At 73.9% G+C, this 25420-nt stretch carries 9 protein-coding genes; 1 reads left to right on the top strand and 8 read right to left on the bottom strand.

What is annotated here, in order from left to right; genetic code table 11:
- Nucleotides 1-2: 2 nt before the first annotated feature.
- The 3 genes from ACIG3E_RS25535 to ACIG3E_RS25525 form a co-directional block, all read right to left on the bottom strand.
- The gene (locus ACIG3E_RS25535; protein ID WP_399620742.1) at nucleotides 3-3041 is read right to left on the bottom strand and encodes an AAA family ATPase; all 3039 of its coding nucleotides are present in this window, start codon (nucleotides 3039-3041) and stop codon (nucleotides 3-5) included.
- Complete coding sequence (locus tag ACIG3E_RS25530) at nucleotides 3038-4204, bottom strand: exonuclease SbcCD subunit D (protein WP_399620739.1); 1167 nt, start codon at nucleotides 4202-4204, stop codon at nucleotides 3038-3040. Before ACIG3E_RS25530 ends, ACIG3E_RS25535 begins: the two co-directional genes overlap by 4 nt.
- Before the next feature lie 187 nt (nucleotides 4205-4391).
- On the bottom strand, nucleotides 4392-5018 hold the full coding sequence (locus ACIG3E_RS25525; RefSeq protein ID WP_399620736.1) for a YigZ family protein: 627 nt from the start codon (nucleotides 5016-5018) through the stop codon (nucleotides 4392-4394).
- A 479-nt stretch (nucleotides 5019-5497) separates the two neighbouring features.
- Here ACIG3E_RS25525 and ACIG3E_RS25520 point away from each other — a divergent pair, with 479 nt between their 5' ends.
- The gene (locus tag ACIG3E_RS25520; protein WP_399620734.1) at nucleotides 5498-8770 is read left to right on the top strand and encodes a BTAD domain-containing putative transcriptional regulator; all 3273 of its coding nucleotides are present in this window, start codon (nucleotides 5498-5500) and stop codon (nucleotides 8768-8770) included.
- Nucleotides 8771-8979: 209 nt separating this feature from the next.
- On the opposite strand, the gene ACIG3E_RS25515 is transcribed toward ACIG3E_RS25520, so the two are convergent.
- The 5 genes from ACIG3E_RS25515 to ACIG3E_RS25495 form a co-directional block, all read right to left on the bottom strand.
- Nucleotides 8980-9153, bottom strand: a complete 174-nt coding sequence (locus ACIG3E_RS25515; RefSeq protein ID WP_399620731.1) for a hypothetical protein — start codon at nucleotides 9151-9153, stop codon at nucleotides 8980-8982.
- Nucleotides 9154-9168: 15 nt separating this feature from the next.
- Nucleotides 9169-11019: a BTAD domain-containing putative transcriptional regulator gene (locus ACIG3E_RS25510; protein WP_399620728.1), complete on the bottom strand. Its 1851-nt coding sequence runs from the start codon at nucleotides 11017-11019 to the stop codon at nucleotides 9169-9171.
- Between the two features lie 185 nt (nucleotides 11020-11204).
- The gene (locus tag ACIG3E_RS25505) at nucleotides 11205-14120 is read right to left on the bottom strand and encodes an amino acid adenylation domain-containing protein (RefSeq protein ID WP_399620725.1); all 2916 of its coding nucleotides are present in this window, start codon (nucleotides 14118-14120) and stop codon (nucleotides 11205-11207) included.
- Complete coding sequence (locus ACIG3E_RS25500) at nucleotides 14117-25075, bottom strand: amino acid adenylation domain-containing protein (protein WP_399620722.1); 10959 nt, start codon at nucleotides 25073-25075, stop codon at nucleotides 14117-14119. Before ACIG3E_RS25500 ends, ACIG3E_RS25505 begins: the two co-directional genes overlap by 4 nt.
- 88 nt (nucleotides 25076-25163) lie before the next feature.
- Nucleotides 25164-25379, bottom strand: coding sequence for an MbtH family NRPS accessory protein (locus ACIG3E_RS25495; RefSeq protein WP_144001990.1), 216 nt, complete (start codon nucleotides 25377-25379; stop codon nucleotides 25164-25166).
- Between the last annotated feature and the right edge of the window lie 41 nt (nucleotides 25380-25420).

Here is a 25420-nt window from a genome sequence, read left to right as displayed (position 1 = left end):
CCTCACCCGGCGCCGCGCTGGCGCACCACCGATCCCTCGCGCCCCTTGACGACCTCCAGCTGCGCGTGCACCCGGCGGCGCAGGTCCGCGACGTGGCTGACGATGCCGACGCTGCGGTCGCGCTCGCGCAGGGAGTCCAGGACGTCGAGGACCTCGTCGAGGGTCTGGTCGTCCAGGGTGCCGAAGCCCTCGTCGATGAAGAGGGTGTCCAGGCGGACGCCGCCCGCCTCGTCCGTGACGACGTCCGCGAGGCCGAGGGCGAGGGCGAGGGACGCGAAGAACGTCTCGCCGCCCGAGAGCGTCGAGGTGTCCCGCTCGCGGCCCGTCCAGGCGTCGACGACGTGCAGGCCGAGGCCGGAGCGGCCGCGGCCGGTGCGGTCGGCGGAGTGGACCAGGGTGTAGCGCCCCGAGGACATGCGGAGCAGCCGGGCGGTGGCCGCCGCGGCGACCTGTTCGAGACGGGCGGCGAGGACGTACGACTCCAGGCGCATCTTGCGTTCGTTGTCCGCCGAGGTGCCCGCGGCGAGCGTGGCGAGGCGGGTCACGCGGTCATACTCCTCGCGCAGCGGCGCGATCCTGCGGGCCGCCGCGGCCGAGCGGGCGGAGAGCCGGTCGAGGTCGGCGCCGCGCCGGGCGGCGGCGTCGCAGTCGGACGCGGCGGCGCGCGCCCGCAGGTCCGCGGCCTCGGCGGCGGCTTCGGCGGCGGCGAGGGGCGCGGCCGGGAGCCGGGCCGCGGCGGCCGCGTCCGGCTCGGCGAGCAGCGCGCGGACCGCCGCCTCCTCCCGCTGCCAGGCGTCGACGCGGTGCTGGAGCTCCCGGTGCCGGGCGTCGTCCAGGAGCGCCGCGGCAGCGGCCGCCGGGGTGTCGAACCCGGCGCGGAAGGCGGCGTCGGCGAGGCGGGCGTCGGCGTCCTTCAGGCCCTGGGCGGTGTCGTCGGCGGTGCGCGCGGCGTCGGCCGCCTCGGTGAGGAGGGCGGCCTCGCGCTCCAGTTGGGCGGCGCGCTCGGCGACGCTCGCGCAGCCTCCGCGGGCGTGGGCCAGCTCGTCCGCCAGGGCGGTCCGCTCCCGCTCCAGGGCGTCGCGCAGCGCCGCGCGGGAGTCGACGCGGCGCGCGGCCTCCTGCTGGGCCGTGACCCTGCGGTCGTGCTCGCGCTCGGCCCGGGCGAGGGCCTCGCGCGCGGCGTGCAGGCCACCGGCGCGGTCGCGGGCGCTCCCGTGCTCCTGGCGCAACCGCGCCACGGACGCGGCCAGTTCGGCCACCGGTGTGTCCGAGGCGGCGGCGGTGGCCGCGGCGAGCTCGGCGCGGACGTCGGCGTGCTCGCGCTCGGCCCGCTGAGCGGCCTCCTCGGCGCGCTGGTGGGCGGCGAGCGCGGCCTCCTCCGTGGCGCGGTCCACGTGGCCCTCGGCCCTGCGGGCGGGCACGGGGTGCTCGGTGGCGCCGCACACCGCGCACGGGGCGCCGTCGGTGAGGTGCGCGGCCAGCTCGGCGGCGATGCCCGCGAGGCGCCGCTCCTTGAGGGTGAGCCAGTGCTCGTGGGCCCGGGCGGCGCCCTCGCGGGCGGTGACGGCGCGCTCCCTGGCCGTGGCGGCCGCCTCGGTGAGCTCGTCGCGGCGCCGGGCGGCGTCAAGCCGCTCCTGGGCGGGCTGCAGTTGACCGGCCAGGTGCTCGGTGCGGGTGGCCGCCTCCTGGGCGGCTTCGATGTCCTGCTGGAGGCGGGTGCGGGTGCCGTCCCAGCCGGCGAGCCAGCCCTCGGCCTCCTGGAGGAGGTCGTCGTCGGCCCGCTCCTGGCGGTCGAGGTCGGCGCGCTGCGCGGAGAGGTCGCTCAGGCGGTGCTCGGCGCGGCGGGCCGACGCGAGGCCGCCGAGCTCCTCGCTGGCCTTGCGGGCGGCGCTCGCGAGACCTGCGGCGCTCTCGTCGGCGTACCTGGCGGGGAGGCGTCCGCGCGCGTGTGCCTCGGCGGCGGTGGCGCGCCGGTGGTCGGTGTCGATGTCGGCGCGCAGCGCGAGGGCGGGGGCGACGGCTTCCGCCTTGCGGCCCTGCTCCATGCGGGCGAGCACGCGCCGGTGGTCTTCCGCGTGCTCCGCCAGGCGGGCCGCCCGCTCCTCGGCGTCGGCGAACCTCCGCTGCAGCCGCGCCCGTTCGCGTACGTCGTCGAGCTCGGCGGCCGCGGCGGCGCGGGCGGACTCGGCCTGGGCGAGGGCGCAGCGCGCGACGGTGTGCCGCTCGCGTGCGGCGGAGCGGGCCACGGCGGCCCAGGCGAGGACGGCGTCGGCGAGCCCGGGGTCGCCGGGCTCGACGTCCGGCAGGGGCAGCTCGGCACCGGCGTCGCCGGGTGCGGCTCCCGCGGCCTGCTGCATGCGGTGGGCGTCCGCGAGGAGGTCCGCGTCGGCCTCGCGGACCTGGGCCTCGGCGGCGCGGCGCCGCTCGGCGAGCCGCTGCTCGACGGCGGCGAACCTGCGGGTGTCGAAGAGCCGCCCGAGGAGCTTGCCGCGGGCTTCCGCGTCCGCCCGCAGGAAGCGCGCGAAGTCGCCCTGCGGCAACAGCACGACCTGGCAGAACTGCTCCTTGCTCATGCCGAGCAGCTGGGTGATCTCCTCGCCGATCTCCTGGTGGGAGCGGCTGAGGTCCTTCCAGGTCCCGGTGGTCGCGGCCGGGCCGTCCTGGCCGGGGACGTGCTCCCGCAGCCAGCTCTGCGCCTTGTCCGTCGTGGTGCCCGTGCCCCGCTTCTTGGGGCGCTCCCACGGGGGCTGCCGGGTGATCTCCAGGCGGCGCCCCGCCACGGTCAGTTCGAGGCGCACCTCCGTGCGGGCGTCCGGGCGGGCGTGGTCGCTGCGCAGGGTGACGCCCTGGCCGCTGCCCTGGCGGGGCCCCGGCACCGAGCCGTAGAGCGCGTAGCACACGGCGTCCAGGACGGAGGTCTTTCCGGCGCCCGTCGGGCCGTGCAGCAGGAAGAGCCCGGCGGCGGACAGCTCGTCGAAGTCGATGTCCTGGGGGGTGCCGAAGGGTCCGAAGGCGGTGATCCGCAGCCGGTGCAGCCTCATCCGGCCACCTCGCGCAGCACGTCGTCGGCGCGGACGGCGTCGAACGCGTCGCGCAGCACCGCCCGCTCCCGGTCGTCGGGGCCCGCGCCGCGCACGTGGGTCACGAAGTCCTCCGCGATCTGCTGGTCGGTGCGGTCCTTGAGGCGCCGCGCGTACGACACACCGGGCTCCTCGGGGGCGCGGGCCGGGTCGAAGACGAGGCTGAGGGTGTGCGGGAAGCGCTCGCAGAGCCGGGCCATCGGCTCGTCCGGACGCACGGGGTCGGTGAGGGTCGCCTCGATCCAGGCGTCCTCGTGCCGGGCGAGGGCCGGGTCGGCGAGGAGGTCCTGGAGGTCGCCCCTGACCCGGGCGAGGGGCCGGGGCACCGGGCAGTCGACGCGCTCGGCGGCGCTCAGCCCGCCCGCCGCGTCGAGCTCGACGAGCCACATGCTCTTGCGGTGGTCGGCCTCGGAGAAGGAGTACGCCAGCGGGGAGCCGCTGTAGCGGACGCGCTCGTCGATGATCTGGCTGCCGTGCAGATGGCCGAGGGCCACATAGTCGACGCCCTCGAAGACGGCGGAGGGCACGGAGGCGACGCCGCCGACGGTGATGTCCCGCTCGCTGTCGCTGATCTCGCCGCCGGTCACGAAGGCGTGGGCGAGGACGACGGAGCGGGTGCCTTCGGGCCTGACGGCCAGGTCGGCCCGCACCCGGTCCATGGCGGCGCCGAGCACCGCCTCGTGGCCGGCGCGCTCGACGCCGAACTCGTCCTTCACCAGGGCGGGCTCCAGATACGGCAGGCCGTAGAAGGCCACGTCCCCGTGGGCGTCGGGGAGCACCACGGGCTCGCCGACACCTGCCGGGTCGGTGCGCAGGTGGATGCCCGCGCGGTCGATGAGGCCCGCGCCCACGCCGAGGCGCCGCGCCGAGTCGTGGTTCCCGGAGATCATGACCGTGGGCACGCCGAGGTCGGCGAGGCGGTGCAGGGCGTCGTCGAACAGCTCGACGGCGGCGAGCGGGGGCACCGCCCGGTCGTACACGTCTCCCGACACGACGACGGCGTCCACCGCGCGCTCGCGGACGGTGGCGACGAGATGGCCGACGAACGCGGCCTGCGCGTCGAGCATGCTCACCCGGTGCAGGGCCCGGCCGAGATGCCAGTCGGAAGTGTGCAGCAGCCTCATGGCCCCCGAGACTAACGGCCGGGTCTGACATCACAGGCGCCCCGGTAGGTGCAGTGCCCCAAAGGGGCGCGGGGAACTGCGCGCCCAGCCACGACGTGGCGGCAGACGACCGACGGCACGGCACGGCACATCCGGCGGGGCCCCGGCGCCCCGCGCGGGCACCGCGCACCCAGCGGAGCCCAGCCGGTCAGGCGTCCCCGTACGCCTCTCCCCCCAGTGCGAACCCGGCGGTGCCCGCCGTCGCGTCGGCCAGCCACGCGCGGAACTGCTCGACGTCGGCCTCCGGGAGGCCGATCTCGATGGTCACCGCTTCGCCGTAGCCGACGTCGCGCACCTCGCGGCCCGCCGCGCGCAGGTCGTTCTGCAGCTTGCCCGCGCGCTGGTGGTCGACGGTGACGGTGGCCAGGCGGAAGCGGCGCCGGGTGCGGGTGCCGAGCGCGTCCAGGGCCTCGCCGACGGCGCCGCCGTAGGCCCTGATGAGCCCGCCCGCGCCGAGCTTGACCCCACCGTAGTAGCGGGTGACGACGGCCACTACGTAGCGCATGTCGCGGCGCAGCAGCATCTGGAGCATGGGCACGCCCGCCGTGCCGCCCGGCTCGCCGTCGTCGCTCGCCTTCTGTACGGAGGCGTCCGCTCCGATGACGTACGCGAAGCAGTTGTGCGTGGCGGTGGGGTGTTCCTTGCGGACGCGGGCGACGAAGTCCTGGGCCTCCCGCTCGGTGGCGGCGGGCGCGAGCGCGCACAGGAAGCGCGAGCGGTTGATCTCGGTCTCGTGCACGCCCTCACGGGCCACGGTGCGGTACTCGTCCAGCATCCGCCCAGCGTATGCCCCCTGTCGGGCGGCCCGGACGGGTGCCCGCGGCGACGCGGCGGACCGGTGCGCCTGCTTGCCGCCCTCGGACGGCCCTGGGTACTTTCGCGGCGGTTCACACGGCCGTCGCGATTAGTCGATGTCCGTACTCGGTGTTACCCCAGTTCTTACTCACAAGTACCACAAGGACATTACCGCGCAGTATTCATAGGATTCAGACATCGTGAATCCGGAACGTACCAGCAGGAACCGCGACAGTTACCGGCGCGTCTATTGAGGGGCATTCGCAACCGGGGATCACACCACGGTGAAAAATCGCTGAGCGGTACGGAGTTGAAGCTTCCATTTATGGTTCCGGTGCATGATTCCTTCGCACCGATGCGTAAGGTGTAACACTCAAGTGCTCTGGTCAGGGACACCAGGGCTCCGGAGGAGATATGGGGCACCGATTCAGATTCAAGATTCTCGGCCCGCTCTGCGTCATGTCCGGCTCCGGCCAGGTGCACGTGGGAGGCCCCCGACACCGCACCATCCTCGCGTCCTTGCTGCTCAACGTGGACCGGATCGTGTCCGTCGACACGCTCGTCGACACGGTGTGGGACGGCCGCCCACCGGCCACCGCACGCACTCAGGTGTCCATCTGCGTCGCGGCGCTGCGCAAAGCGTTCAAGGCTGCTGGATTTACGGACCAGGTCATCGTGACGGCGCACCCGGGGTATTTGTTGCGCATCGGCGAGCACGAGGTGGACGCCACCGAGTTCCAACAGCTCGTGACCGCGGCCGAGGAAGCCGTCAGGACTGACCGATTAACGGACGCCGCCCATGCGTACACCCGGGCGCTCGGCCTTTGGGAAGGCCCGGCATTGACGGGTGTGACGGGCCGTGCCGTCGAGGACGAGGCCCGGCGTCTGGACGAGCTGAAGCTCAGCGTGTTCGAGGACGCCGCCGACGTACGGCTGCGCCTCGGCCAGCACCACCGGGTCATTCCGGAGCTGGCCGCCACCGTCCGCGCCCACCCGCTGCGCGAGCGCGCCCTGCACCTGCTGATCACCGCCCAGTACCGCTCGGGCCACCGCGCCGAGGCCATGGAGAGCTACCGGCATGGGCGCAAGCGCTTCATCGACGAGCTCGGTCTCGAACCGGGCCCCGCCCTCAAGGAGCTGCACCGCTTCATCCTCCAGGACGACCGCGAGCGCGGACCCGACCCGCGGGACGGCGCGGGCGCCGAGCCGCCCGCCGCCGCGGCCCTCCCGCACGATCCGCCCTTCGAGCTGCCCACGGACGCCCCCGGGTTCACCGGCCGCGCCCGTGAGCTGGAGCAGCTCGGGGTGCTCCTCGACCGCGGCGCCGACGTGCGCGGGCCGACCGTCGGGCTGATCAGCGGGCTCGCGGGCGTGGGCAAGACCTGCCTCGCGGTGCGGTGGGCGCGCGGGGTCGCCGACCGGTTCCCCGACGGCGTGCTCTTCGCCGATCTGCACGGCTACGACGAGCGCCACGAGCCGACGGCCGCCGCCGGGGTCCTCGGCGGCTTCCTGCGCTCCCTCGGCTTCGCGGGCGTGCAGATCCCGCAGGCCCCCGAGGAGCGCGAGGCGATGTACCGCAGCGCGCTCGCCGACCGGCGCGTCCTCGTGGTCCTCGACAACGCCCGTACGTACGCGCAGATCCAGCCGCTGCTGCCGAGCAGCGAGGGCTGCAGCGCCCTGGTCACCAGCCGCGACCAGCTCGCCGAGTTCGTGGCCTGGCCGCCGCGGGCGCGCGTGCACCTCAACCGGCTTGCCCCGGCCGAGGCGGTGGAGCTGGTCGACCGCGTCGTCGGCTCCCAGCGCGTCGCCGCCGAGCCCGCCGCGGTGGCCCGGCTCGTGGAGCTGTGCGACCTGCTGCCGCTCGCGCTGCGGATCGCCGCCGCGCGGCTCGCCGCCAAGCCGCACTGGACCGTGACCCACCTGGTGTCCCGGCTCAGCGACGAGGAGCGGCGCCTGGACGAGCTGAGCCAGGGCACCTCGCGCATCCGGGCGAGCTTCGGGATCAGCTACCGCTGTCTGTCCGCCGACGCCGCCCGGCTCTACCGCGGCCTCGGCCTCCTCGACGTCCACGACTTCGCGCCCTGGGTGGCGGCGGCGCTGCTCGACACGGACCAGTTCACCGCGGAGCGGCTCATCGAGCAGCTCGTCGACGCCCAGTTCCTCACCGCTGTGGGTCCTGACGCGGCCGGGCAGCCGCGGTACCACTCCCCCAGCCTGCTGCGCCTCTTCGCGCGCGAGCGGGCCCACGGGGAGGACGCCGAGGAGCAGGCGCGCGCCGCCGTCGTCCGGGTCCTCCAGGCGGCGCTCGGCCTGGCCGAGCAGGCCCACCGGCGGCTCTACGGCGGCGACTTCAGCATCATCCACAGCGCGGCGCCGCGCTGCGCTCCGCCCGACGCCCTGGCCGCCGAGCTGCTCGCGAGGCCGCTGGAGTGGCTGGAGGCGGAGCGGCTTTCCCTGGTACGTCTCGTCGGGCAGGCCGCGGGGGCCGGCCTCGACGAGCTGGCCTGGGACCTCACCCTGTGCTCGCTGGTCCTCTTCGAGACCCGCAACTACGTCGACGACTGGCGCCAGTGCGCCCAGCAGGCCCTGACCGCCACCCGCGACGCGGGCAACGTCCGCGGGCAGGGCGCCATGCTCTACGCCCTGGGCGCCCTGGAGATGCGCCTGCGCCGGTTCGCGGGCGCCGACGCGGGCTTCGCCGCGGCGCTCGCGCTGCACGAGCTCGCGGGCGAGGAGCACGGGCGCGCCCTGGTCCTGCGCAGCATGGCGATGATCGACCAGATGCGGGGCGCGACGGACTCCGCGATGGACCGCAGCGTGGCCGCCCTGGAGGTGTTCCGCGCGGTGGGCGACCTGTCGTCACAGGCCCATGTGCTCAACAACATGGCGCAGATCGAGCTCGACCGCGGCCATCTGGCGCAGGCGCGCAAGCTCAGCCTCCGGTCCGTGCGGATCTCGTCGGGCATCAGTCCGGGAGGCGCCCGCAGCACGGCGCAGGGCACCCACCGGCTGGCCCGCGTCTATCTGGCGGAAGGCCGTTACGACCTGGCCGAGAGCGCTCTCCTGCGCATGATCCGCATCACCCGGGCAAGCGCCGACCTGCTCGGTCTCGCCCATGGGCTCCTCGGCCTCGGCGAGGCCCGGCTCGGCCGCGGCGACTGGGAGCAGGCCCGCGCCACCCTCCTGCACGCCCTCGACATCGTGGCCACGGTGCACAGCCCGCTGGTCCTGGGGAAGATCAAGCTGGCCCTCGGGGCGGCCTGCGGCATGGGCGGCCAGGACGACCGCGCCCGGGAGCATCTGCGGGCGGCCCGCGACTGCTTCCTGCGCGTGGGCGTAGACGACTGGGTCAAGCGCGCCGACGAGGCACTGGCCGCGCTGCGCACGGCGGGGGCGCAGCGGCGCGCCGAGGGGCAGGCGCACCAGGGCGAGGCCGCCCGGCGTCCGACGGTGCCCCGGGCCCGCGCGCCCTGGGACCGCACGGCCGCCGAGCGCGCCATCTGGAACCCCGCGGCGGCCCGGGCCCGGGCCGGGCTCGCGCCCACGGAGCACGGCGACCACGACGAGGACGGCGCCGAACCCGGGCCCGAACGCGGCGGGCCGCGCCGGATCCACCCCGACCAGCAGGGCGCGGACCGCGAGCTCGACACGGCCACCGCCCTCGGCGCGGCGCCCGGCGGCCCTGGCGGCGGGCCCCCGCACGAGGGGCCGCGCGAGCACCGCGATGGCTGAGCTGGGGCGATATCGCGGCGCGGGCCCGGCGGAAGGCGGATCGATAGGGGACCGAAGTCCCCGCCTCCTACTGTCGGCCGCGCGGGGCCGGTCGCCTCACCGACGCGGCCCCGCACCGCCGTGGGCCCCCACGGCACCCCGTACGTCGCCGTGGCGCCCCGCGGTGTCCCGCGAGGCGCCACGACAAGCATTGTTCTCGTCAGTTCTCGTCAGTTCTCGTTCTTCACATCGTCCTCATCGTTCTCGTCGTCCTCATCGTTCTCGTCGTTCGTGGAAGGAATGCGATGCACAGCAGGCGGACCACACCGGGCGGCGATGCCGCCCCCCTCAAGGACCGGGTCGTCGCCGGGCCCCTGGAGACCGGCGACGACGAGGACTGGCACGCGGTCCCGCACCGGTCAGGTCCGCGCGGGCTCGGCTCTCGCGCTCCCGAGTGACTGGCTGAACAGCAGCACCAGTTCGTGGAAGCGGTACAGGGGCCGCCCCAGGCGGTCCACGCCGCAGATGTCCAGGAGGGCGGCGTCCACCAGGCGCTCCAGGCGCCGCTCGGCCGTCGACTCCGGCTCGGCGAGGCAGCGCGCGGCGGTCGCGGCCCGGAACGGCTCCGTCCCGAGGCCCGCCAGGCACATCAGCGTACGGCCGGTGTGCCGGGGCAGCTGCCGCAGCGAGGTGAGCAGCGCTCCGCGCACGTCCAGGCCGCCGTACGACAGTTCGCGCAGTCGCGTCGACGGCTCGGCGAGGCGGTTCGCGAGCCACGCGGCGGGCCAGCGGGGCCGGGCGGCGAGGCGGCTGCCGACGACGCGCAGCGCCAGCGGCAGGCCGCCGCAGTGGGCGAGCAGCGCCTGGGTGGCCGCCGGGTCGGCGAGGAGCTGGGCGCGGCCCGCCACGCTGACGAGCAGGTCGAGCGCGGCGTCGTCCTCCAGCGGTGTGAGCACCGTGGTGCGGGCCTGCGTGACGCGCGGCAGCCGGGCCCGGCTGGTGATGAGGACCGTCGCCTCGGGCGAGCCCGGCACCAGGGGCTCCAGCTGGCCGCTGTCGACCGCGCCGTCGAGGACGACGAGGAGCCGCTTGCCCGCGGTGCGGATGCGGTAGAGGCGGATCAGCTCGTCGAGGCAGGTGCGGTCGTCGTAGGAGCCGTCCGTGCCGCCCACGCCGCCGCTGGTGTCCGTGAGCTCCGGCACCGCGCCGAGCGCCCGGAGCAGCATCGTGAGGACGTCGCGCACGCTGCGGGGCGTGCCGTCGGCCGTGGTGAGCTCGGCGAAGAGCTGGCCGTCGGGGTAGTGCCGGGCGGCGGCGTGCGCGGCCCGGACCGCGAGCGCCGTCTTGCCGACGCCCGCCATGCCGGTGACGAGCAGGCCGCGCGGGCCGCCGCCGTCCGGGTCCGGCGTCAACTGCTTCTGCATGGAGGCCAGTTCGACCTCCCGGCCGATGAGTTCCTCGACGTCCGCGGGGAGCGTCGAGGGCCGGGGCGCGTCGTCGTAGGCGTCGGCGCCCGGTCCGCCGCTGGCGGCGCCGGGGCCGAGCTTGCCCACGAGGACCGCGTGGTAGGTCGAGCCGAGCGTCTCCCCCGGGTCGATGCCGAGCTGGTCGGCGAGGACGTCGCGGCCCTCGTGGTAGCTGCGCAGCGCCTCGGCCTGCCGTCCGCACCGGTACAGGGCGGTCATCAGCTGGGCGCGCAGCTTCTCGCGCAGCGGGTACTCCGCGACCAGGCCGGTGAGTTCGGCGGTCAGCCGCTCGTGCCTGCCGAGCGCGAGGTCCGCCTCGATGCGCCGCTCCAGGACGTGCATCCTGGCTTCCTCCAGGCGCGGCAGCTCGGCTTCGGCGAGATGGTCGGTCACGCCGGAGACGCCGGTGCCGCGCCAGAGGCCGAGGGCCTGGCCGAGCAGGGCGGACGCCTCGCGGTTGCGGCCCGCGGCCAGTTCGGCGCGGCCCCGCTCGGCGAGCCGCTCGAACTCGATGAGGTCGACCGTGCTGCGGGGCGCGCGCAGCGCGTACCCCGGCGGGCGCCGCTCGATGGCGACCTCGTCGCCGAGCAGCTTCCGCAGCCGCGACATATACGTGTAGATCTGCGCGCCGGACGTGGCCGGCGGCTCCCACCCCCACAGCAGGGTGCTCATGCGCGCGTCGGACACCACGCGCCCCCGCGCGAGCAACAGCGCCGCGAGCACCGTAGGTACTTTGGATCCGGTCAGGGCGATTCTGTCGGCGCCCCGTACTGCTTCCACCGGGCCGAGGACTCGAAAGTCCATCTCGGCTCCCCCCGTCTTCAGGCGAACACTTGCTGGGCCTGACGCTACGAAGTGCCGTTATCCACGGCTTATTCGGCGGACAACAACCTTTAAACCTCACGCACCGCATACGGCTGAATACCTGCCTTCAGCCGTATGCGGTGCGGTGCCGGATCCTGGTGCTCCCGTGCCTCGGGGGGGGGCGTTCAGTCGCCCGCGAGCCGCGCGGTGATGTCCCGGCCGAGCCCGGCAGCGACGGCCTTGTGCACCTCTTTCCCCAGGTCGGAGTTTGTCATCACGACGCAGCCCGTGCCGGACCGCAGCCGCAGGGAGGTCAGCGCGCGGTAGCCGGGCGTCTGTCCGCCGTGGCCGAACTCCACCTCTCCCAGGGAGTGGTCGATGACCGTACCGAGGCCGTAAAAGCTCCCCGGGAAGGCTTCCGTGAGCATCGCGTCGGCGAGCGGTCCCGGCAGCAGGTCACCGAGGCCGTTGCGGGTCCTGCGCAGCGCGCCGGCGAACTGGGCGAGGTCGGCGGGCGTGCTCCACAGCCCGCTGCCCGCCCGCGCGGGGCGGTGGCGGTGGCCGCCGTGCAGCGCCTCTCCGTGCCGGTCGTGGCCCGCGGCGAGGTCGGCGCCGCCCGCCGCGAAGGCACTGTCCCGCATGCCGAGCTCCCGGAACACCAGCTCGTCGACGAGCTTGCCGAGCTCCTGGCCCGTCACATCGGTCAACACCTGCTCAACAAAGGCCCATTGGCTGCCCGCCTTGCGGAACACCGACCCCGGATCGGCCTCCGCCTCGACGTCGTCGAGGACGTCGGACAGCGTGGGCATGGTCTCGTCGGGGTGCCACCACGTGGCCGAGGTCGAGGACAGGCCCGCGGTGTTCGACAGGCAGTGCCGCAGGGTGACGCGGCCGCCGCCGGGCAGCCGCGGCACGGTCCGCCCGGTCAGATACGCGTCGAGCGGTTCGTCCAGGGCGAGCGGCCCGTCGGCGACTAGGCGCAGCGCGGCGAACGCGATGACGTGCTTGCTGATCGACCCGGCCTGGAAGCGGGTGCGCAGGGTGACGGGCGCGCCGGTGTCCGTGGACCGTACGCCGTGCACGTGCAGGGCCGCGACCTCGCCGTCCCGCAGGACGGCGACGGCCGCGCCGGGGATGCCGTGCGCCGCCATCACGGCTTCCACGTCGGGCGCGGGCGTGCCGCCGGTCACCGGCGCACCGGCCCGTGACCGGCCGCCGGAGCCGTCGTCCGCCGCGTTCCCTTCGCCGTCGTCCGCCGCGTGGGCGTCGTGGGCTTCCTGAGGGTGGCCGTCATCGTCTTGTGCTCCGTAGGTAGCGGGGGTTCCGTCGATCGCGGCCCCGAGGTCGGCGATGGTCACGCTGTCCAGGAGCATCCGCAGGGTCACGGTGAGGCCCGCGCGCCGCCCGGCAGCGAGGACGTGCACGATGCGCATGGAGTCGACCCCGAGGTCGGCGAGCCGGTCGTGCGCGCCGACGCCGGGCACGCCGAGGACCTCGGCGCACACGTCGGCGAGCAGCCGCTCGGTCGGGGTCCGGGGCGCCTGGTAGGCGCGGTCGGCGACGAGCGCCGTGCGCTGGGGGGCGGGCAGGGCGGCGCGGTCGACCTTGCCCGCGGCGTTCAGGGGCAGCCGGTCGAGCAGCACGAAGCCGGTGGGCACCATGTATCCGGGAAGCCGCGCGGCGAGGTGGCGGCGCAGCTCGTCCTGCCCAGCCTCGGCGGCTTCGGGCCCGGCGGGCCCGCCGGGCGGCACGACGTAGGCGACCAGCCAGGGTTCGCCCTGGCCGTCCTCGCGGGCGACGACGACGGCCGTGCCGACGCCGGGGTGGGTGACCAGCTGTTCCTCGATCTCGCCGAGTTCGACGCGGTAGCCGCGGATCTTCACCTGGTGGTCGGCGCGGCCCAGGTACTCCAGTTCGCCGTCGGCGCGGAAGCGGACCCAGTCGCCGGTGCGGTACATGCGCGATCCCGGCGGCCCACCGAGCTCCTCCGGCAGGAAGCGGCCCGCGGTCAGACCGGGGCGGCCCGCGTAGCCGCGGGCCACGCCCGCGCCCGCCAGGTACAGCTCGCCGATGACGCCGACCGGCACGGGCTGGAGCGCGGCGTCGAGCACGTACGCGCGGGTGTTGTGGATCGGCCGTCCGACGGGCATGTCCGTCGGGCCCGCGGGCACTTCCCAGCCGGTGGACCAGATGGTCGTCTCGGTCGGCCCGTACAGGTTGAACAGGCGGCGCACGTGGCCGCGCAGTTCACGGCCCAGTGACGGCGGGCACGTCTCGCCCCCGGTCACCGCCGTGACGGGGCGGTCCGCGAATCCGGCGGCGAGCAGCAGTTTCCAGCCCGCGGGGGTGGCCTGGAGGTGGGTGACGCCGTGGGTGTCGATCAGGTCGAGCTGGGCGAGCGGGTCGCCCAGGCCGCTGTCGTCCACGAGTACCACGGAGCCGCCGGTGATCAGTGGCAGATACAGCTCGGCGTACGAGATGTCGAAGGACACCGACGTCGCCGCGAGCCACACGTGTTCCGGCGCCGCGTCGAAGCGCGCCCGCAGCGAGAAGAGCAGGTTGAGCAGCGAGCCGTGGGCGATCTGCACGCCCTTGGGCCGCCCGGTCGAGCCGGAGGTGAACAGCGTGTAGGCGAGGCCCTCGGGCGGCGGCGGGCCCGCCGGGGCGGTGGGGGCGGGGCCCGGCGCGGTGCCGGGCCGCTCGCTGATCCGCCCCTGGTCGCGGTCCAGGTCGAGGAGTTGCCCGTCGTAGGCATCGCCGAGCAGCCCGGCCAGGGTGCGCTGGGTGACGACGAGCCGGGCGCCCGCCGTGTCCAGCATGTAGGCCAGGCGCTCGGTGGGCAGGGCGGCGTCGAGGGCCAGCTGGGAGCCGCCCGCCTTCCAGATGCCGAGCAGCACCGGGAGCAGCCAGGGGCCGCGCTCCATGAGCACGCCCACCACGGACTCCGGGCCGACGCCCGCAGCGCGCAGCTCGTGCGCGACGCGGTTGGCGCGGGTGTCCAGTTCACGGTAGGTCAGGACGGTCGATCCCGCCCGTACGGCGACCGCGTCCGGGGTGGCCGCGGCCGTCGCCTCGAACACGTCGTGCACGCGCCTGCTCATTCCCACTCCATGTCGGTGTCGTTCCAGTCCTGGAGAAGCCGCGCGCGTTCGGTGTCCGTGAGGACCGCCGCGCGGGCGTCGCCGTCCGCGTCGGCCGCCATGGCCTCGAGGACGGTCCGGTACATCCCGGCGAGGCGTTCCGCGTTGGCGCGGTTGAGGCCGGTGCTCACGGCGCGCAGGACGAGCCTGCCGGGGACGTTGGCGATCGACATCGTGAACTCGTTGGAGCTGTCGCCCGCGCCCGCCCGGACGTCCACGGAGCCGGTGTCGACCTGGTGGAAGTCCTGGTAGCGGAACATGATGTCGAACAGCCGCCCGCCGCCCGCGAGGCGCTGCACGGCGGGCAGCGGGTACCGCCGGTGACGGTAGACCTCGGCCTCGCGGTCGAAGACCTGCCGCACGAGGTCGCGCCAGGTGTCGGCGGTGCGGTCGTGGGCGAACGGCAGCGTGTTCAGGAACATGCCGTACACCCGCTCGGCGCCCGGGACTTCGGGGCGCGCGCTGTACAGGACGCCGGTGTGGAAGGCGTCCTCGTTCGTGACCGAGCCGAGCACCTTCAGGTGCGCGGCGAGGAGGACGGCCTTGAAGGACGTGCCGGTCTCCGTGGCGAGCGCGCGCAGCGCGGGTTCGATGTCACGGAACTCCACCGACAGTTTGAAGTCCTCCCGCTCGGCGGCCACGCCGTCGCCCCACTCGGGCGGCAGCGCGCACGGCGCGTGGCCGTCGACGACGAGCCGCCAGTAGTCGCGGTCCTGCGGGGAGTCGAGCGCCGCGAGTTCGGCGGCGACGAAGTCCGCGTACCGCACCGGCATCGGCTCCTGCGGCTCCGGTTCCCCGCCCTCGGCGAACGCGCGGTACGCGTTCAGCACTTCCATCAGGAGCGACTGCTGGCTCCAGCCCTCCGTGATGGCGTGGCAGTGCGTGAAGCCGAGGTGCCACGCCTCGTCGGACTCGACGAGCGCGGAGATCCGCAGGAGCGGCGGGCGCGCGACGTCGAAGAGCTCGGCGCGTTCCCGCGCGATGTGCGCGCGCCGCCCCTCCTCGAACTCCTCGGGCGTCGTCCCGCGCAGATCGTGCACGGCGACGGTGGTGTCGGCCTCCTGGTGCACGAGTTGCAGGGGCATCTCGTACGTTTCGAGCGCGAAGGACGTCCGCAGCATCTCGTGCCGGGCCACCACGGTCCGTGCGGCGCGGGCGAGCGCGTCCGCGTCGAACGGCCTGCCGTCCTTGATCCGGAACGTGGACGTGTTGTGGTACTTGTTCAGGCCGTCGTCGGAGAGCATCTCCAGGAGCATGCCGAGCTGGACCTGGGAGAGCGGGTAGGCGTCGGCGACGCCCGTGGGCAGGGCCTCGCGCACGCTCTGCGGGACGAGGGCGAACGGCGCGATGCCTTCCGGTTCGGGGGCGCTGCCACCGGTGTCGAGCGCGGCGGCGAGCCCCGCCACCGTCCGGTACCGGAACACGTCCCCCACACCCGCCTCGAAGCCCTGCGCCCGCAACGCACCCACCAGCGCGATCGCCTTGATCGAATGCCCGCCGAGGTCGAAGAAGCTCTCCTCCACACCGACCTTCTCCAGACCCAGGATCTGCCCCCACACCTCGGCGATCCGCGCCTCTGCGTCGGAGCGCGGGGCGACGTAGGTGTCGGCCACCGCCGCCGCCTCGGGCAAGGCCCGCCGGTCGACCTTGCCGTTGGCCGTGAGCGGGATCGTCTCCAGCTCCACGAACACCGACGGCACCATGTACTCCGGCAGCGCCTCGCCCAGCGCCTCGGCGAGCCCGTCGCTGTCCCCGACGACGTACGCGATCAACTGCTGCTCGTCGGAGACAAGGACGGCGGCATCGGACACCGCCGCCTGCGCCACGAGGGCGGCGCGGATCTCACCCAGCTCGATGCGGTAACCGCGAATCTTCACCTGGTCGTCGATACGCCCCAGGAAGTCCACGGCCCCATCAGCCCGCCACCGGACCAGGTCACCCGTCCGGTACAGCCGCTCACCCGGCCCCCCATACGGATCCGGCACGAACCGCTCAGCCGTAAGCCCGGAGCGCCCGGCGTAACCGCGCGCGACACCCGTCCCACCGACGTACAGCTCCCCCACGACCCCTACGGGTACGGGCTGGTGCTGTGCGTCCAACACCCTCATGACCATGTTGGGAAGTGGCCGTCCGATGGGCACGACCCCGGTGAACTCCTCCTCCAGCGGGAACACACACGTCCCCACCGTCGCCTCCGTCGGACCATACTCATTGATGACCTGCCCATCACCGAGCAACTGCCGCCACCGCTCGACCAGTTGACCCGGAAGCGCCTCACCCGCGACCACGACCTTGCGCGTCAGCTCCTGCACACGCTCGTCCGACAACTGCTGGTCCAGCACTTCCAGATGGCCGGGCGTCAGCTTGATGAACGCAAACGGACCCGCCGCCACCAACGCGTCACCGAGTTCCGTCAGCTCACCGCCATACAGCCACACCCGCTGACCGGCCACCAACGGCGCCCACACATTCGGCACCACCAGGTCGAAGGCCACGGAGGAAAAGACCGGGGCTCCGCCCGAACCAGCAGACGCCAGCTCCCGCTCGGCCCACTCCACATGATTGGCCAGACCCCGGTGCGTGACCTCCACACCCTTGGGCCGACCCGTCGAACCCGACGTGAACACCGTGTACGCCACCGCGTCCAAATCGACCACGACCTCAGGCGCCTGCGCCGGATAGGCCGACAGATCCTCGGCCGTCAGCACCGTCGGTACGCCGGTGAAACGATCCGCGTACTCAACCGAGGTCACGGCGGCCGAAACCCCACCGTCCGCGACCATCGCCGCGATCCGCTCCGACGGCAGTACCGGATCCATCGGCACGTAACCCGCACCCGCACGCCACACACCCAACAGCGCCACCATCAGCTCCACGGAACGATCCAGGAGCACCGCCACCGACGAACCCACACCCACACCGTCCGCACGCAGACGATGCGCCAGACGATTCGCCGCCGCGTCCAACTCCGCGTACGAAAGGCGCTGTTCACCACACTCGACGGCCACAGCATCCGGAACCCGAGCCACCTGGCGCGCCACCAGCTCCGGCACCGACACCCCGGACACCGCCACCACCGACTCCGCACCACCCCACGCGCGCAGCACGCGCTCGCGCTCGCCGTCCGGGAGGAGCGTCGCCTCGGCGTCGCCGTCGGCGTCCGCAGCGATCGCTTCGAGGGTCGCGCGGTACATCGCGGCGAGGCGCGTGAGGTTCGTCCGGGTGACGGCGCTCGGGTCGACGGTGAGGAGCAGGCCGCTGGCGCGGGCCGCCACGGCGAGGCCGAACTCGGTGGCTCCCTCGCCCATGCCGGAGTCGGCGTCGACGATGTCGCTGTCCGTCTGGGCGTCGCTCAGGTCGAGGTAGCTGAAGCGGACGTGCAGCAGGCGGGAGCCGTCGCCCAGTTCGCGCTGCATCACCGGCATCGGGAAGCGCCGGTGCGGCCAGAGGGCACCCTCCTGCTCGAAGACCTGGCCGATGAGCTCGCGCCAGGTGCGGGCGCCGCGGCGGTGGGCGAACGGCACGGTGTTGAGGTACATGCCGTAGACCCGTTCGGCGCCCACCGCTTCGGGGCGGCCGCTGCACACCAGGCCGGTGCTGAAGGCGTCCTCCGGTGTGAGCTGGCTCATCACCTTCAGGTGCGCGGCGTGCAGCACGGCCTTGAGCGAGGTGCCGGTCTCACGGGCGCGGGCGCGCAGCGTCGGCGCGAGGTCGTCGAGCGGGACGCGCAGCGTGTGCGCGTCGCGTCCGGCGGCCTCCGGGTCGCCCAGGGCGGACGGCAGCTCGAACGTGCTGTGGCCGTCGATGACGTCACGCCAGTAGGCGCGGTCCTCCTCGGAGGCGAGGGAGGCGATCTCGGCGGCCACGAAGTCGGCGTACCGCACGTCGGGGGTCTCCGCCCGGGGCAGTTCCCCGTCGGCGCGCAGCGTCAGATAGCCCTCGACTATCTCGCTCAGCAGGGAGCGGTGGCTCCAGCCCTCGGTGATCGGGTGGCAGACGCTGACCGACAGCCACCAGGCCTCGTCGGACTCGACGAGCGCGGAGATCCGCAGGAGCGGCGCGCGGTCGAGGGCGAACGGCAGGGCGCGCTCGCTGACGATGTGCTCGCGGCGGAAGGTCTCCTGCTCGTCCGCGCTCCGGTCGCGCAGGTCGTGGACGGTGACCGGCAGTTCGGCGGCCGCGTGGATCAGTTGCAGTGGTGTCGAGTAGCCCTCCAGGTCGAAGGCGGCGCGCAGCATTTCGTGGCGTTCGACGACTGCGCGGCCCGCCGAGGCGAGCGCGGCGCGGTCGAAGGGTCGGCCGTCCTTGATCCGGAAGGTGGTGGTGTTGTGGTACTTGTTGCGGCCGTCGTCGGCCAGCATCTCCACCAGCATGCCGAGCTGGACCTGTGCGAGCGGGAACGCGTCGACGAGTCCTTCGGGCAGCCGTTCCCGGTCGTGCGGGTCGAGCAGCGCGAACGGCGCGATGCCTTCCGGTTCGGGGGCGCTGCCACCGGTGCCGAGCGCGGCGGCGAGCCCCGCCACCGTCCGGTACCGGAACACGTCCCCCACACCCGCCTCGAAGCCCTGCGCCCGCAACGCACCCACCAGGGCAATCGCCTTGATCGAGTGCCCACCGAGGTCGAAGAAGCTCTCCTCCACACCGACCTTCTCCAGACCCAGGATCTGCCCCCACACCTCGGCGATCCGCGCCTCGGCCTCCGTACGCGGGGCGACATGGGTGTCCGAGTCGCTCGCGCCGGGGTCGGGCAGGGCCCTGCGGTCGGCCTTGCCGTTGGCCGTGAGCGGGATCGTCTCCAGCTCCACGAACACCGACGGCACCATGTACTCCGGCAGTGCCTCGCCCAGCGCCTCGGCCAGTCCTTCGCTGTCCCCGACCACATAGCCGATGAGCCGTTGGTCGTCGGAGACGAGGACGGCCGCGTCGGACACCGACGACTGCGCGACCAGCGCCGCGCGGATCTCGCCGAGCTCGATGCGATAGCCCCGGATCTTCACCTGGTCGTCGATACGCCCCAGGAAGTCCACGGCTCCATCGGCCCGCCACCGGACCAGGTCACCCGTCCGGTACAGACGCTCCCCCGGCCCCCCGTACGGATCCGGCACGAACCGATCAGCGGTCAGCCCAGGGCGCCCGGCGTAACCGCGCGCGACACCCGTCCCACCGACGTACAGCTCTCCGGTCACACCGACGGGGACCGGACGCATCCCGCCGTCGAGCACCCGCATCACCATGTTCGGGAGCGGCCGCCCGATGGGCACGACCCCGGTGAACTCCTCCTCCAGCGGGAACACACACGTCCCCACCGTCGCCTCGGTCGGACCGTACTCGTTGATGACCTGCCCATCACCGAGCAACTGCCGCCACCGCTCAACCAGTTGCCCCGGAAGCGCCTCACCGGCCACGACCACACGCGAGACGAGCGACTGGATCTCCGCATCGCCCAACTGGCCATCCAGCACTTCGAGATGGCCGGGCGTCAGCTTGATGAACGCGAACGGACCCGCCGCCACCAACGCGTCACCGAGTTCCGTCAGCTCACCGCCATACAGCCACACCCGCTGACCGGCCACCAACGGAGCCCACACATTCGGCACCACCAGGTCGAAAGCCACGGAGGAAAAGACCGGGGCTCCGCCCGAACCAGCAGACGCCAGCTCCCGCTCGGCCCACTCCACGTGATTGGCCAGACCCCGATGCGTGACCTCCACACCCTTGGGCCGACCCGTCGAACCCGACGTGAACACCGTGTACGCCACGGAATCCAAATCGACAACCACCTCGGGCGCCTGCGCCGGATAGGCCGACAGATCCTCGGCCGTCAGCACCACCGGAACGTCCACGAAACGATCCGCGTACTCAACCGACGTGACAGCGGCCGAGACCCCGCCGTCCGCGACCATCGCCCCGATCCGCTCGGAGGGGAGTACCGGATCCATCGGTACGTAACCCGCACCCGCACGCCACACACCCAACAGCGCCACCATCAGCTCGACCGAGCGATCCAGGAGCACCGCCACCGACGAACCCACACCCACACCGTCCGCACGCAGACGATGCGCCAGACGATTCGCCGCCGCGTCCAACTCCGCGTAGGACAGGCTCTGTTCACCACACTCGACGGCAACAGCGTCAGGAACTCGTACCGTTTGGCGCGCCACCAGCTCCGGCACCGACACCCCGGACACCGCCACCACCGACTCCGCACCACCCCACGCGCGCAGCACGCGCTCGCGCTCGCCGCCGGGCAGGTAGTCGTGGTGCGCGTCGCCGTCCGCGTCGGCGGCCATCGCTTCGAGGACCGCGCGGTACATGGCCGCGAGGCGGTCGACGCTCGCGCGGGACAGCACGTGGTTCTGGGCGGTGATGACCATGAATCCGGCCCGGGTGGACACGCCGAGCGGGAACTCGGTGGGGCTGTCGTCGATGGTGGCCGGGTAGTCGATGACGTCCTGGTCGACCTGGCGGAAGTTCTGGTAGCTGAAGCGGACGTCGACCAGGCGCCCGGCGGCCCCGCTGTCGCGCTGCATGGCGCCGAGCGGGTAGCGGCGGTGCGGCCACAGCTCGATCTCCTGGTCGAAGACCTGCTGGACGAGGTCGCGCCAGGTGCGGGCACCGCGCCGGAAGGGGAACGGCAGCGGGTTGAGGTAGACGCCGTGGACGCGGTCGGCGCCGACGGCTTCGGGGCGGGCGTTGGTCACCAGGCCCGTGCGCAGGGTCGCTTCGGGCGTGAGCTGGCTCATCACCTTCAGGTGCGCCGCGTGCAGGACGCTCTTGATCGGCACCTTCGCCGTGGCGGCGAGGGCGCGCAGGCCCTGCTCCACGTCGTGGTAGGGCACCCAGGCCCGGTGCAGTCCGCGCGGGGTGGTGGCGGGGTCGTCGCCCCAGCCCGCGGGCGGGTCGAACTTGGCGTGGCCGTCGATGATCCGCCGCCAGTAGGAGCGGTCCTCGTCGGAGGCGAGGGCCGTCAGCTCGGCCGCGACGAAGTCGGCGTAGCGCACGGCGGCCGGTTCCGGTTCGGTGGGCGTGACGCCGTCGCGCAGCGCGCGGTAGGTGGCGACGAGCTCCATCAGGAGCGAGTGGTGGCTCCAGCCCTCCAGGACCGCGTGGCACTCGGTGAGGGTGAGCCACCAGCTGCCGTCGTCGCGGGTGTGGCCGGTGAAGCGGACCAGCGGCGCCGCGGTGAGGTCGAAGAGCTCGGCTCGCTCGGCGGCCATGAACTGCCGCAGGTCGCGGTCGAGTTCCTCGGCGTCGAGCGCCCGTACGTCGCGGACGGCGACCGGGGAGTGGACCTCGCCGGGGGCGTGGACGAGCTGGAGGGGCACGGAGTAGCCCTCCAGGGCGAAGGAGGTGCGCAGGATCTCGTGGCGGCCGAGTACGGTCCGCACGGCCCGGTCGAGGGCGGCCGGGTCCAGGGGGCGGTCGTCGAGGATCCGGAAGCAGGTCGAGTTGTGGTAGTGGTTGCGGCCGTCGTCGGCGAGCATCTCGACGACCATGCCGAGCTGGACCTGCGCCAGAGGGTAGGCGTCCACGACGCCGGAGGGCAGCTTCGCCCGGTCCTCGGCGGACAGGAGCGCGAAGGGCTCGACGCCGGGCTCGGGCGCGGCGGGCGCCGGGCGGCCGGTGAGGAACTCGACGAGTTCGGCGGGGGTGCGGTGCGCGAAGACGTCGCGGACCGTCACGTCGTACGCGGCCTCCCGCAGGGCGCCGACGAGGGCCACGGCGCGCAGGGAGTCGCCGCCGAGGTCGAAGAAGTTGTCCTCCACGCCGACCTGGTCGACGCCGAGCACGTCGCGCCAGACGCCCGTCATCTCCTCCTCGGCCGCGGTGCGGGGCGCGACGTGCGCGCGCTCGACGGCGAGGGCACCGCGGTCGGGCGCGGGCAGCGCGGCCTGGTCGAGCTTGCCGTTGACGGTCAGGGGGATCTTCGCGATGACGAGGAACGCGCTGGGCACCATGTACGCGGGCAGTGCCCGGGCCAGGAGGGCGCGCAGCTCGCTGGGCGCGGCCACGGCGTCGCTGGTGGGGACGGTGTAGGCGACCAGGCGCCGGTCGCCCGGCGTGTCCTCGCGGACCACGACGACGGCGTCCCGCACCCGCGGGTGCCCGGCCAGGAGGGCCTTGATCTCGCCGAGTTCGACGCGGTGGCCGCGGATCTTGACCTGGTGGTCGATGCGGCCGAGGTAGTCGAGGGTGCCGTCGGGGCGGTAGCGGGCCAGATCGCCGCTGCGGTAGAGGCGGGAGCCGGGCGGCCCGTACGGGTCGGGCACGAAGCGCTCGGCGGTCAGGCGCGGGCGGCCGAGGTACATGCGGGCGACGCCGGGGCCGCCGACGTGGATCTCGCCGGGCACGCCGACGGGCACGAGCTCGCCGTGCGCGTCGCGCAGCTGCACGCTGAGGTCGGGCAGCGGCACGCCCACCGGGTTGCCCGCGTCGGAGGCGATGTCGGCCTCGGTGACGCGGTGGTAGGTGGTGTGCACGGTGGTCTCGGTGATGCCGTACATGTTGATGAGCTGGGTGCGGTCCAGGTCGCGCCGGGCCGTCCAGGGGGCGAGGCCGGGCACGTCGAGGCGCTCGCCGCCGAACGTGACGACGCGCAGGGCGAGTTCGTCGATCAGCGGATGTCCGTCACCGGCCAGGGAGACCAGGCTGCGGAACGCGGACGGCGTCTGGTTCAGGACGGTGACGCGCTGCTCGGCGAGCAGCGCGAGGAAGTCCTCCGGGGAGCGCGCGGTCTCCGCGCCCACGACGACGAGCCGCCCGCCGTACAGCAGGGCGCCCCACATCTCCCACACCGACATGTCGAAGGCGTACGAATGGAAGAGCGTCCACGTGTCGCGGTCGTCGAAGCCGTAGTACCGCTCGGTGCTCGTGAACAGGCGCAGGACGTTGGCGTGCGTCAGGCCCACGCCCTTGGGGCGGCCGGTGGAGCCGGAGGTGTAGATGGTGTAGATCAGGTCGTCGGGGGTGACGCCGGAGTCCGGGTTCGTGTCGGGCGCGGCCGCGAGGGCGGCCGTGTCCTCGTCGTTCTCGTCGCCGTCGAGGACGACGAGCCGCCCCGTGTGCGCGCCGCGCAGATGCTCGGCGCGCGCCCGCGAGGTGAGGACGATCTCGGCGCCCGCGTCCTTGAGGGTGTACGCGATGCGGTCGGCGGGGTGCTCCGGGTCGAGCGGCAGATATCCGGCGCCCGACTTGAGCACGCCGATGAGGGCGGGCAGCAGGTCGATGCCCCGGTCGAGGCTGATGCCCACCAGGTCGCCCACTCCGGCGCCCAGGTGGCGCAGGTGGTGGGCGACGCGGTTGGCGCGGGCGTTGAGCTCCCCGTACGTCAGGCGCTGCGCGCCGCACACCAGGGCGACGGCGTCCGGGGCCGCCGCGGCCCGCTCCGCGAAGACCTCGTGGGCGCAGGCGGCGGGCGCCGGGAGCGTCTCGGCGGGCGGCACGAGCACGGCCAGGTCGGCCGCGTCGAGCAGCTCGAGGCGGGACAGCGGCAGGCCGGGGGCTTCGGCGGCGGCTTCGAGGAGGCGGACGTAGTGGCGGGCGAGGCGTTCGGCCGTGGCCCTGTCGTACAGGGCGGTGCTGAACTCCAGGGTGCCGCGCACGCCGCCGTCGGGGCGCTCGCCGAGCTGGAGGGTGAGGTCGAAGCGGGAGACGCGGCTGGTGGCGCGCAGCGGCTCGGCCGTGACGCCGGGCAGCCGGAAGGAGCTGGTGCGCTCCTGGTGCAGGGTGAAGGCGACCTGGCACAGCGGGGTGCGGGACAGGTCGCGCTCGGGCTGGAGGTCGTCGACGAGCCGGGCGAAGGGCACTTCCTGGTGGTCGAAGGCGTCCAGGGTGGTGGCGCGGGCCTGTGCGACGAGGTCGGTGAAGGCCGGGTCGCCGCTCCACCGGCCGCGCAGCACCAGGGTGTTGATGCCGTAGCCGATGAGCTGCTCCAGCTCGGGTCTGCCGCGCCCGGACACGACGGTGCCGACGGGGACGTCGGTGCGGCCGGTGTAGCGGGAGAGCAGCGCCTGGTAGCCCGCGAGCAGGGTGTGGAAGAGCGTGGCGCCGCGGCCGCCGCCGAGGTCGCGCAGGCGGGCGGTCAGCTCCGGCGAGAGCGCGACGGGCACCGCGTCGCCGTCCCAGGAGCGGGTCGCGGGGCGCGGCCGGTCGGTGGGCACCTCCAGGGCCGTGAGGCCCTCCAGCTGGGTGCGCCAGTACGCGAGGTGCCGGTCGAGCGCGCCGTCGGCGAGCCGGGAGCGCTGCCAGGCGGCGTAGTCGGCGTACTGCACCGCGAGCGGCGCGAGCGGCGACGGCCGCCCGGCGGCGAACGCCTCGTACAGGGCGGAGAGTTCGCCGAGGAACTGGCCGACGGACCACTCGTCGCACGCCACGTGGTGGAAGACGACGACGAGGATGTGGTCCTCGGCGGCGACGCGGATGAGGCGGGCCCGCACCGGGCCGCCGCGCTCCAGGTCGAAGGGCCTGCCGGGCTCGGCCTCGGCGAGGGCGAGGGCGCGCCGCTCGCGCTCGGCGGGGTCGCCGAACGCGCTGACGTCGTCGGTGGGCAGGTCGAACAGGCCCGGCTCGTCGATGACCTGGACGGGCTCGGTGCCGTCCAGGCGGTAGCGGGTGCGCAGGATCTCGTGCCGGGCCACGACCGCCGTCAGGCCGCGGCACAGCACGTCCGGGTCCAGCGGCCCGCGAAGGCGCAGCGCCACCGGGACGCTGTACTCCCAGCTGTCCGGGTCGAGGCGGCTGAGGAACCACATCTGCTGCTGACCGTGGGAGAGGGCGAGGGGCCCTTCGCGGTCGGCACGGGCCACCGCGGTGCGCCGTCCGCCACGGGCTCCGGCGAGCCTGGCGCGCACCAGCTCCTCGCGCTTGTCCTGGGCCGCACCGGCCCCTTGGCCCGTCCGATTTCCGCCAGTGCTCATGCTGAGCGCTCCTCCCGACCTTTCACGTGATGCGTCCGTGCGTTGCCGCGAACCTGCTGGGTGTGGCGCCCCGGCCGGGGCGCGGATGTCAGGTGCCCGCCTGCTCCATGCGGCGGCGCAGGCTCGCCGGGCGCATGTCGGTCCAGACGGTGTCGATCCGGTCCAGGCACTCCTGGCGGGTGCCCTCGGTGCCCTCGGTGTGCCAGCCCGCGGGCGGCTCGCGGTCGGCGGCCCAGATCGAGTACTGCTCCTCGTCGTTGCGGACGACGCGGTAGAGGCGGTCGTCGTTGAGGTCGTCAGCCATGTCGGCGTCCCTTTCGAAAGCCGGGGCGAGCCCGGGGGGAA

Origin of the sequence: Streptomyces sp. NPDC053474, from assembly GCF_044544845.1 — a bacterium.
GTDB lineage: Bacteria > Actinomycetota > Actinomycetes > Streptomycetales > Streptomycetaceae > Streptomyces.
The sequence above is the reverse complement of the archived record's forward strand: the minus strand, read 5'-3'. Positions and strand labels throughout refer to the sequence as shown.

Bases quoted from the DNA above. Each gene is read 5' to 3' on its own strand.
- ACIG3E_RS25495 (WP_144001990.1), bottom strand. From the start codon at position 25,379: ATGGCTGACGACCTCAACGACGACCGCCTCTACCGCGTCGTCCGCAAC.
- ACIG3E_RS25525 (WP_399620736.1), bottom strand. From the start codon at position 5,018: ATGCTGGACGAGTACCGCACCGTGGCCCGTGAGGGCGTGCACGAGACC.
- ACIG3E_RS25505 (WP_399620725.1), bottom strand. From the start codon at position 14,120: ATGAGCAGGCGCGTGCACGACGTGTTCGAGGCGACGGCCGCGGCCACC.
- ACIG3E_RS25535 (WP_399620742.1), bottom strand. From the start codon at position 3,041: ATGAGGCTGCACCGGCTGCGGATCACCGCCTTCGGACCCTTCGGCACC.
- ACIG3E_RS25530 (WP_399620739.1), bottom strand. From the start codon at position 4,204: ATGAGGCTGCTGCACACTTCCGACTGGCATCTCGGCCGGGCCCTGCAC.
- ACIG3E_RS25510 (WP_399620728.1), bottom strand. From the start codon at position 11,019: ATGGACTTTCGAGTCCTCGGCCCGGTGGAAGCAGTACGGGGCGCCGAC.
- ACIG3E_RS25520 (WP_399620734.1), top strand. From the start codon at position 5,498: ATGTCCGGCTCCGGCCAGGTGCACGTGGGAGGCCCCCGACACCGCACC.
- ACIG3E_RS25500 (WP_399620722.1), bottom strand. From the start codon at position 25,075: ATGAGCACTGGCGGAAATCGGACGGGCCAAGGGGCCGGTGCGGCCCAG.